At 73.3% G+C, this 9,551-nt stretch carries 6 protein-coding genes; 2 read left to right on the plus strand and 4 right to left on the minus strand.

Annotated features, from left to right (window positions below; genetic code table 11):
* Positions 1 to 32: 32 nt before the first annotated feature.
* Together HCJ92_RS19020 and HCJ92_RS19025 are read left to right on the plus strand one after the other, a co-directional pair.
* Positions 33 to 1,685 carry a polyamine aminopropyltransferase gene (locus tag HCJ92_RS19020; protein ID WP_167934833.1) on the plus strand — a complete coding sequence of 551 codons (1,653 nt, stop codon included), beginning with the start codon at positions 33 to 35 and terminating at the stop codon, positions 1,683 to 1,685.
* A 225-nt stretch (positions 1,686 to 1,910) separates the two neighbouring features.
* Positions 1,911 to 2,936, plus strand: a complete 1,026-nt coding sequence (locus HCJ92_RS19025) for a LacI family DNA-binding transcriptional regulator (RefSeq protein WP_167934828.1) — start codon at positions 1,911 to 1,913, stop codon at positions 2,934 to 2,936.
* A 140-nt stretch (positions 2,937 to 3,076) separates the two neighbouring features.
* Here HCJ92_RS19025 and HCJ92_RS19030 read toward each other — a convergent pair whose 3' ends face one another.
* From HCJ92_RS19030 to HCJ92_RS19045, 4 genes are all read right to left on the minus strand, one after another.
* Positions 3,077 to 5,440: a glycosyl hydrolase family 95 catalytic domain-containing protein gene (locus HCJ92_RS19030; protein ID WP_167934829.1), complete on the minus strand. Its 2,364-nt coding sequence runs from the start codon at positions 5,438 to 5,440 to the stop codon at positions 3,077 to 3,079.
* The gene (locus tag HCJ92_RS19035) at positions 5,437 to 7,467 is read right to left on the minus strand and encodes a beta-galactosidase (protein ID WP_167934830.1); all 2,031 of its coding nucleotides are present in this window, start codon (positions 7,465 to 7,467) and stop codon (positions 5,437 to 5,439) included. Before HCJ92_RS19035 ends, HCJ92_RS19030 begins: the two co-directional genes overlap by 4 nt.
* Before the next feature lie 109 nt (positions 7,468 to 7,576).
* Positions 7,577 to 8,596 (minus strand): carbohydrate ABC transporter permease, encoded by a 1,020-nt coding sequence (locus tag HCJ92_RS19040; RefSeq protein WP_167934831.1) that lies wholly within the window; start codon positions 8,594 to 8,596, stop codon positions 7,577 to 7,579.
* On the minus strand, positions 8,593 to 9,551 hold a 959-nt coding region (locus HCJ92_RS19045; protein WP_167934832.1), incomplete at its 5' end, for an ABC transporter permease. The genes HCJ92_RS19045 and HCJ92_RS19040, both read right to left, overlap by 4 nt.

Raw genomic sequence — 9,551 nt, forward strand, 5'->3', positions numbered from 1 at the left:
GGCCGGGCGGCGGTCCGCCGCCCGGCGGGCACCTGCCCAGCTCGCGGCCCCGGCTGGCCCGGGCGCTGCTGCTGTTCTCCGTGTTCGCCTGTGCCGCCTGCGGCCTCGCCTACGAACTGGCGCTGGTGACGCTCGGCAGCTACCTGGTCGGCAACACCGTCATGCAGACCTCCCTGGTGCTGTCGGTGATGGTCTTCGCCATGGGTGTCGGTTCACTCGCTGCGAAGCCGCTGCAACGTCGGGCCGTCGGCGCGTTCGCCCTCGTCGAGGGGCTGCTGGCGCTGATCGGCGGGCTCTCCGTCCTCGTGCTGTACGCGATGTTCGCCTGGCTCCAGGTCTACACGCCCGCGATGATCGTGATCGCCTTCGTCGTCGGTGTCCTCATCGGTGCGGAGATACCGCTGCTGATGACGCTGCTCCAGCGCATCCGCCGCCAGGAGGCCGGCAGCGCCGTCGCCGACATGTTCGCCGTGGACTACATCGGGGCGCTCGTCGGCGGGCTCTGCTTCCCGCTGCTGCTGCTCCCGGTCTTCGGGCAGTTGAAGGGCGCGCTGGTCGTCGGCGCCGTCAACGCGGTCTTCGGCATCGCCGTCGTGGTGTGGATCTTCCGCAGGCAGCTGCGTCCGGTGGTCCGCACCGGCCTGCTGGCGACGATGGTGCTGGTGCTGGGCGTTCTCGGCACCGCCTACGTGCTGGCCGACCGCATCGAGGTCACCGCCCGGCAGCAGCTCTACCGCGACCCGATCGTGCACGCGGTGCGCACCGACTACCAGGAGGTCGTCGTCACCGAGGCGTTCGCCTTCACCGGCGACCGGGACATGCGGCTGTTCCTCAACGGCGATCTCCAGTTCTCCTCGATCGACGAGTACCGCTACCACGAGGCACTGGTGCACCCGGCGATGACCGGGCCGCGCTCCCGCGTGCTGGTGCTCGGCGGGGGCGACGCCCTGGCGGTGCGGGAGGTGCTGAAGTACGACGACGTCGAGTCGGTCACCCTGGTGGACCTCGATCCCGAGGTCACCGAACTGGCGCGCTCCTGGGAGCCGTTGCGGACACTGAACGAGGACGCGCTGGCCGACCCGCGGGTCGAGGTGGTCAACGCCGACGCGTTCAACTGGGCCCGGACGGCACCCGGACCCTACGACGTGGTGATCGCGGACTTCCCCGACCCGGAGGACGCGCCCACCGCGAAGCTCTACAGCGTCGAGTTCTACACGGTCGTCGACCAGATCCTCGCCGACCACGGGTCGTTGGCCGTGCAGGGCGGGTCGCCGTTCTTCGCACCGCGTTCGTTCTGGTCGATCGACGCCACCCTCGCCGAGGCCGGGTTCTCCACCACCCCGTACCAGGTGGACGTCCCGAGCTTCGGCAACTGGGGGTTCCTGCTGGCCCGTCCGCCCGGGGCGACCGGCGAAACCCCGGCGACCGCCGTGCACACCGCCGCCGCGCCGGGCGTTCCGGTGTTGGGCGCTCCGATGCTGGGCACTCCGTTGCTGGGTGACGGCAGCACCCCGGCGCCGCTCCGACTGGCGCCGGACGCGCCGCCGTTGCGGTTCATCGACGACGCCGTCCTGGAGGCGGCCACCGTCTTCCCCGTGGACCGGCGCCGGGCCGACGTCCGCCCCAGCACCCTCATGGACCCCGTGGTCGTGCAGTACGCCCGCGGCGAGTGGGAGGACGGCTGACCCGGCCGGGCTGCGGTCCTCGGGCGCCTCGTCCCCCGAACCGCCTCCCGGTCGTCGCGCCGCCGGCGCCCGGCACGCGCGTGAAGCGCTTCGACCGGATGCCCCGCAGTCACCGCGGAGGCATTCCGCAGTGCGTCACCTATGCTGGTCGGAGCGGGCACGGCACTGCGTCGAAGCGCTTCAACGCGGCGTGACCCACTCGACACCCCCGTGAGAGGCGACCGGATGAGCGACACCACCGGCGCGGTCACCCTGGCCGAGGTCGCCCGGCACGCCGGGGTGTCCGCCAGCACGGTGAGCTACGTGCTCAGCGGCAAGCGCTCCATCTCCTCCTCGACGCGGGAACGCGTCGAGTCGAGCATCCGCGTCCTCGGCTACCACCCCAACGCCCGTGCGCGCGCGCTCGCCAGCAGCCGGTCGCAGATCCTGGCGCTGATGATGCCGCTGCGCACGGACATGTACATGCCGGTCATGATGGAGATTGCGGTGGCCGTGGCGACCACCGCCCGCAGCCACGGCCACGACGTCCTGCTGCTGACGGGCGAGGAGGGGCCCGCCGCGCTGCGCCGCGTGATGGCCAGCTCGCTGGCGGACGCCGTGATCCTCATGGACGTGGAGACCGACGACGAGCGGCTCCCGCTGCTCCGGGAGAGCGAGCTGCCGGCGGTCCTGATCGGCCTGCCCGGCTCCCCCGACCGACTCACCTGCGTCGATCTCGACTTCGAGGCGACGGGCGCGTTGTGCGTGGACCATCTCGCCGAACTCGGCCACCGGGAGCTGGCGTTCGTGGGCGAAGCCACGGCCGTCTACGAACGGCACACCGGTTTCGCCGAACGCACGGTCCGAGCGGCCCAGTCCCGTGCACGGGAGTTGGGCGTCGGCCTGCTGCACCGCCCCTGCGACGGCGACTACGCGGGCATCGCGGACACCCTCGGCCGGATCTTCGACGAACGCCCCCGCACCACCGGCTTCGTCGTGCAGAACGAACCCGCTGTGGAACCCCTCCTCTCCGTGCTGCGCCGCCAGGGCCGTGCGGTGCCGGAGGACGTGTCGGTGGTCGCCATCGGCCCCGAGGACATCGCCGCGCGCGCCTCGGTACGGCTGACTTCCGTCGCCTTGCCCGCGCGCGAGATGGGGCGCCGCGCGGTCGAGTTGGCGATGGCCGCGCTGGACCGCGGCCCGGCCCACCGGCAGGAGCTGATCGCGCCGTCGCTCACCGTGCGCGCCAGTTCCGGGCCGCCCCCCGGCTGAGCCGGGCGGCTCCCCGCACGGGCCGCACGCCGGGCCACGGCCGGGCGCCAGGTCGCGGCCGGGCGCCAGGTCGCGGCCGGGCGCCTCCCACCGGGTGAGTTCGGCACGCACGGAGTGCCCGGCCCGCACGGAATGCCCGGTCAACGCGCCAGCGTCAGTCGCTGCTCACACCCGGCCGTGAGCTCCACGCGCCCCGGGCGCGGGCGGTGCCGTCCCAGCCGCAGCTCGATCACCGCGTCCCGTCCCGGGCGGAGCACCGCCTCGACCCGCCGCGGTGACCAGGCCACGTCCAGCTCGCTGCCGAACCGGGTGGCGAGACCGGTGACCGCACCGGTCGGGAACGCGGCGGGCAGCGCGGGCAGCAGGTCGAGGCGTCCGGGTGAGGTGTGGGCGACCAGTTCGAGCACCGCGGCGGGCAGGGCGTGGGCGGCGTCCGCGTTGTAGACGTCACGCGCGGGGTAGTGCGAGCTCATCAGCGAGTCGTGGAAGCAGTCCGCGTGCAGGACGGCGCGAAGGGCGGCGAGGGCGGTGTCCGCCTCGTTCAGCCGTGCCGCGATCAGCGCCCGGTGGAGATGGCCGTGCGCGGAGTCGTTCTCGCTGCCGCGGAGCTCCAGGGCCCGGCGGGCGGCCTCGGCGAGCTCCGGCGCCGCCTCGGGGGTGATCTCCGTGAGCGGCCACACGGGGTAGAGGTGGCTGAGGTGCCGGTGGTCGTAGGTGTCGCCCAGTCCCGGACTCGCCCATTCGGCGAGCGCGCCGTCCTCGTTGACCCGGTAGGGCGGCAACGCGGCGGCCAGTCGGCGCCAGCCGGGGGCGCGGTCGTCGCCGGGGAGCCGTTCGGCCGCCGTGGTGAGGGCGTGGCGGGCGGCGGCGATGTCCATGGTGGCGTTCACCGCCACGGGGCCCCGGCCCGCCGGGCTGTTCTCGGGCGAGTACGACGGCACCACGGTCACGGTGCCGTCGCCGCCGTCGTCCCGGAGGAGGAAGTCGTCGTAGAACTGCGCCACTTCCGCCAGCAGGGTGTCGAGGACGTCGTCCGGGGCGCCGGTGTGCTCGGCCTCGTGCAGCAGCGGCAGCAGCAGCCAGTCCGCGCCCGCGGTCCACACGTGCAGGGGGTAGTCACGCTGGAAGTGGCGGGTGTGGCCGCTGTCGCCATCGGTGTGGGAGGGGGCGACCACGCCCCTCGTCCCGAAGATCGCGGCGGCGTTCTCCCGCCAGTCGTCGAGCTGCTCGGCGATGAACCGGCGCTGTGCGGCCACGACTTCGGGGAGTGCCGCGCCCGCGGCGGACGCGGTCTGGAGGTTGAGGTTGGCGTTGGTGGTGAACGCGCCCGACCACGCGGTGTCCCAGTCGCCGGTCCACAGCCCCGTGAGCCGGGGCGGAAGCTCCCCGGCGGCCGACAGCAGGTGGTGCCGCCCGGCGGCGAAGAGCCGTTCGAGCAGGGCGGTGCTGTCCGGGCGGGCCAGCAGCGCGCTCCCGGGGAGGGCGCGTTCGGCGGCGGGGGCGTGGAGATCGAGTGCGACACGGAGGTAGGCGGGTCGGTGGCGGGCGACGTGGCGCGCCAGAAGTGCGTCGTGGACGGCTTGCGGCGCGACGGCGCGCCTGGCGTCGGGGGCGGCGATCCCCTTCGGGGGCGGTGCGGTCCGGTCCCGGGGGACGACCGCCGCGGCAAGCCGGACGAGCCGTTCCCAGAGTTCCGCCGGGTCGGGGGCTGCCGGTCCCGCCGCCGCGTCGTGGCGGTGGACCCGGGTGAGCAGGAGCAGCGCGCGGGCGTCCCGGACCCGTGTCCCGGCACCCTCGGCGGTCGTCCCGCCCGCGTCGGCGAGGAGGACGGTGGCGACGGTGTAGCCGCGGCCGGAGTCCGGGTGGTCCACACGCAGCGCGAGGTGGGCGCCGCCCGCGATGGGCACGGTGGACCTCGCGGTGGACAGGTTCGCGGGCGCGCCGGGGAGTTCGTGGTCGAGACGGACGGCCAGGTCGTGGCCGGGCGCGGTGAGGAGCTGCACGATCACGTCGTCCGCCCGGGAGACGAAGACCGTGGAGGTGCGCCCGGCCGCGGCCGACCGGATCTCACCGGTGGTGAAGTCCACCGACCGCCGGTAGCCCCCCGCCCGCCCGCCCGGGGGCGCGGCGAGGGTGACGACGCGGGTCTGCAGGGCGGGGTGGAACGGCTGGACCCAGTGGAAGGGCAGGCCGTCGCCGAACCGCTGTCCCGCTTCGTTGTCGCCGGCGAGCAACGCCCGCTGTGCCTCGGCGAGTCGGCGCGCGAGGGCGGGTGGGCGCAGCCGTTCGCTGCCGTTGGGGCGGACGAGCCGGTGATGGGTGACGATCACGCGGTCGTCGTCGAGGTCGCCGTGGGCGAGCGCGCCGTGGCTGCCGTTCCCCGCGAGGTAGCCGTCCTCCCACCGGTGTGCGGGCGTCGGCTCCCAACTGCCGTGCACCGGAGCGTGGTCGGCGGCGGGGACCGGACGGTCGCAGCTCCCGGGCCTCCTGCCGCTCCCGCTCATCCCGCGCCGCCGGCGGAGGCGGTGGGGGTCGGGCGCAGCACCGCGGCGCCGTACCGCTCCAGGTGGACCGTCCGCGAATGGTGGTCCCCGGTCAGCAGGTCGGTGTGGGGCATGGGGAGCGGCACATCCGCCGCCTGCGGCCCGTGGTTGAGCAGGAAGAGCGCAGGACCGCGACGGACCGCCTCGACCCCGGTCGGCAGCCCGTCGAGGACGGGTGTCGCGCCCGCGGTGTCGGCGACGCGGCGCAGCAGCCCGCGCAGGGCTGTCGGCTGGGGCAGGGTGGAGACGTACCAGGCCCGGCCGTTGCGCAACACCGCAGGCAGACCGTCGAGTTCACCGCCGCGGTAGGCGGTGACTGTCTCGGCGCCGGGCGCCGCGGTCAGCTCCTCGGACCAGAGGGTGCCGGTGGTGCCGTCGTCGCAGCGGACGGTCTCGTCCTCGGCCAGCGGCCACCAGGTGTGGAGGGTGTCGATGCCGAGCAGTCGCCGCAGTCCGGCCGCCATCCCACCCGCGTGGACCCGGTCGTCCTCGTCGACGACGCCGCTGAAGAACCCGCAGACCAGGTGGCCGCCGCCGGTGACGTAGCGGGTGAGGGCGCGGAGCGCGGCGTCGGTGAGGAGGTGGGGGCAGGGGGCGACGACCAGCCGGTAGCGGTCGAGGTCGGCGGCGCCCGGGTGGGTGAGGGTGGTGGTGAGGTTCTCCTCCCACAGCGCCCGGTGCCAGGCGGTGAGCAGCTTCTCGTAGGTGACCAGGGAGGAGGGGCGTGCCTCGCCGTCGGCGGCCCACCAGGACGGCCAGTCGTGCACCACGGCCACCTCGGCGGTGACCTCGCTGCCGGAGATGTCGGCGCCGATGCGGGCGAGTTCGGCGCCGACCCGCCGGATCTCGGTGTGGGTGCGCGAGTCGGGTCCGGCGTGCGGGAGCATCGCGGAGTGGTACTTCTCCGCGCCCTGGCGGGACTGCCGCCACTGGAAGTAGCAGACGGCGTCGGCACCGCGGGCGACCGCCTGGAGGGAGTGCAGGCGGTTCATGCCGCGCGGCTTGGGCCGGTTCACCGGGCGCCAGTTGACGGCGCCCGCGGCCTGTTCCATCAGTACCCAGGGGCGGCCCCCGGACTGGCCGCGTGTGAGGTCGGCGGTCAGCGCGTGCCGGGCGCCACCGCCGAGGGGGTCGGCGGGGTCGGGGTAGCTGTCCACCGAGACGACGTCCTCGTGCTCGGCCCACCGCCAGCCGTCGAGCCCGGACCACAGCGGCATGAAGTTGGTGGTCACCGGGGTGTGCGGGGTGTGGCGGGCGACGATGTCGCGTTCGGCGAGGTAGCAGTCCAGCAGGGCGTCGGAGGTGAACCGGCGGAAGTCGAGCGCCTGGGCGGGGTTGCGGATGTACTGGGCGCGGCGGGGTGGCAGCACCTCCGACCAGTCGTCGTACCGCTGGCTCCAGAAGGCGGTGCCCCAGGCGGCGTTGAGGGCGTCGATACTGCCGTGGCGCGCGGCGAGCCAGCGGCGGAAGTGGTCAGCGGTGGTGTCGCACCAGCAGTGGGTGCAGTACTCGTTGTTGACGTGCCACATCAGCAGGGCCGGGTGGTCGGCGTAGCGGGCAGCGACGTCCTCGGTCAGCGCGGTGGCGTAGCGGCGGTAGACGGGCGAGCTGGGGCAGAACTGCTGCCGGGAGCCGTAGGTGACGACCGTGCCGTCCTCGGCGCGCGGCAGCGTCTCGGGGTGGCGGGCGCCGAGCCAGGGCGGCGGGGAGGCGGTGGGGGTGGCGAGGACGACGCCGACGCCGTGGTCGTGGAGCAGGTCCATGACCCGGTCGAGCCAGCCGAACTCGCGGGCGCCTGGGCGGGGTTCGATGGTGGCCCAGGAGAAGACACCGACGGTGGCGGTGGTGACCCCGGCCTCGCGCATCAGCCTGGCGTCCTCCGCCCAGGTCTCCTCGGGCCACTGCTCGGGGTTGTAGTCGCCGCCGAAGAGCAGCCGGCCGCGGGTCGCGTCGCCGAGGTGGGGTCGGGCGGTGGGTGGCGGGGGCACGGCGGTCACCTTCCGGAGCGGTGGCGGGGTGCAGGTCCCCCGGGCGCAGGTGCCGTGGGGGTGCGGGTCGGGGCGGGGACGGGGTCGGCGGGGGCGGGCGGGGGTGGGGTCAGCCCTTGACGGCGCCGGTGAGCATGCCCTTCTGGAAGTGCTTCTGCACGAAGGGCGACAGCACGGCGACCGGCAGCAGGGCGAGGACCATGACCGCCATCTGCACGGCGAGGCTGCTGATCTGGCCGCTGCTGACGGCCTGCCCCATGGCGCCGGGCGGCACCTGCTGCTGGAGCACGATCTGCCGCAGGATCATCTGGAGCGGGTACATGTCGGAGTCCTGGACGTAGAGCATCGCGTTGAACCACTGGCTCCAGTAACCGACCGCGTAGAACAGCGAGATGACGGCGAGCACCGCGCGGGAGAGCGGCAGCACGATCTGCCAGAGGATGCGCCAGTCGCCGGCGCCGTCGATCCGCGCGGCCTCGATCAGCTCGGGCGCCGTCTGCATGAAGAACGCACGCAGCACCAGGATGTTGAAGACGTTGACGGCGCTCGGCAGGATCATCGCCCAGTAGGTGTTCCCGAGGCCGATGCCGGTGACCAGCAGGTAGGTGGGGATCAGCCCCGCGCCGAAGAACATCGTCGCCATGACGAACATCAGAACCGGACCATGGGCGAAGGAACCGGTGCGGCTGAGGCCGTAGGCGCAGAGCACCGAGCAGAACATCGACACCGACGTGCCGACGACGGTGATCCCGAGCGAGACGAGGGTGGCGCGGGTGACAGCGCCGCCGGAGAGCAGTTCCTGGTAGGCGACGAAGGTGATGCCCTCGGGCCAGATCACCAGCCCGCCCGCGTCGTTGATGGTCTGCGCGTCGGAGAGACTGGTGACGACCACCACCCACAGCGGCCCGAGGATCAGGACGCAGATCCCCGCCAACCCGACGCCCTTGAAGGCGAGTCCGGCGCGGGTGGGTTCCTCCTCCCAGACGGGCCGGGGCTCGGTGCCGAGCAGCCGCTGAGCAGTGGTGCGGCGGTCGCCGTCCGGCGTCGGTGCGGCCGGTGCGGCGCCGGGGTCGCGGGCGGCCGGCGGGTCGGGCGTCGGGCCGGACGGGCCCGGTGCGGTCGTGGTCATTTCCGGGAGTACACCCCCTGCTCGCCCAGCATGTGGGCGGCCTTGTTGGCGGCGATGACCATCAGCACGCAGAACAGGCCCTTGAAGATGCCCGCGGCAGCGGCGTAGCCGAAGTCGCCGGTGTTGATACCGGTCCACCAGATGTAGGTGTCGAGGACCTCCGAGGCGCCGGCCCCGACCTGGTCGCGTTGGAGGAGGATCTGTTCGAAGTCCAGGTTCAATGCACTGCCCACGCGCAGCACCAGCAGCAGCGCGATCACCGGTCGCAGCGCGGGCAGGGTGACGTGCCACATCCGCCGCCACCGGCCGGCGCCGTCGACCGCCGCCGACTCGTACAGCTCGCGGTTGACCGCGGCCAGCGCGGCGAGGAAGACGATCACGCCCCAGCCGGCGTCCTTCCAGACCAGTTGCGCGCTGAGCAGGAACTTGAAGAACCCGGGGTCGGTCATCAGGTCGAACCCGTCGTAGCCGCGCTGCCGCAGCCACTGGGCGATGAGGCCGGCCCCGCCGAGCATCTGCTGGAAGACCGTGATGACCAGCACCCAGGAGAAGAAGTGCGGCAGGTAGACCACGGCCTGCACCCAGGCGCGGACCCGGGAGCTCATCACCGAGTTGATCAGCAGCGCGGCGGCGATGGGGATCGGGAAGAAGAGCACCAGCTGGGTGAAGAAGATGATCAGGGTGTTGGCGAGCACCTCCCAGAACCGGTGGTCGGAGAAGATGCGCTCGAAGTTGTCGAACCCGACGAAGGGACTGCCGCTGATGCCCGCGCCGTAGACGTCGTAGTCCTGGAACGCGACCACGTTCCCGAGCAGCGGGACGTAGTTGAAGAGTGTCAGCAGCGCCAGGACCGGGAGCACCATCAGCAGCAGGGTGCGGTCGCGCATGAAGCGGGCGCGGCGGGTGATGCCGCCGCCCGGCAGCGGGCGCCCGTCGGCGCCGCGCGCCGGGGGCC

Source organism: Streptomyces spiramenti (assembly GCF_012034385.1).
Lineage (GTDB): Bacteria > Actinomycetota > Actinomycetes > Streptomycetales > Streptomycetaceae > Streptomyces > Streptomyces spiramenti.

Coding starts and splice junctions, on each gene's coding strand:
- HCJ92_RS19025 (WP_167934828.1), top strand. CDS start 1,911: ATGAGCGACACCACCGGCGCGGTCACCCTGGCCGAGGTCGCCCGGCAC.
- HCJ92_RS19030 (WP_167934829.1), bottom strand. CDS start 5,440: ATGAGCGGGAGCGGCAGGAGGCCCGGGAGCTGCGACCGTCCGGTCCCC.
- HCJ92_RS19040 (WP_167934831.1), bottom strand. CDS start 8,596: ATGACCACGACCGCACCGGGCCCGTCCGGCCCGACGCCCGACCCGCCG.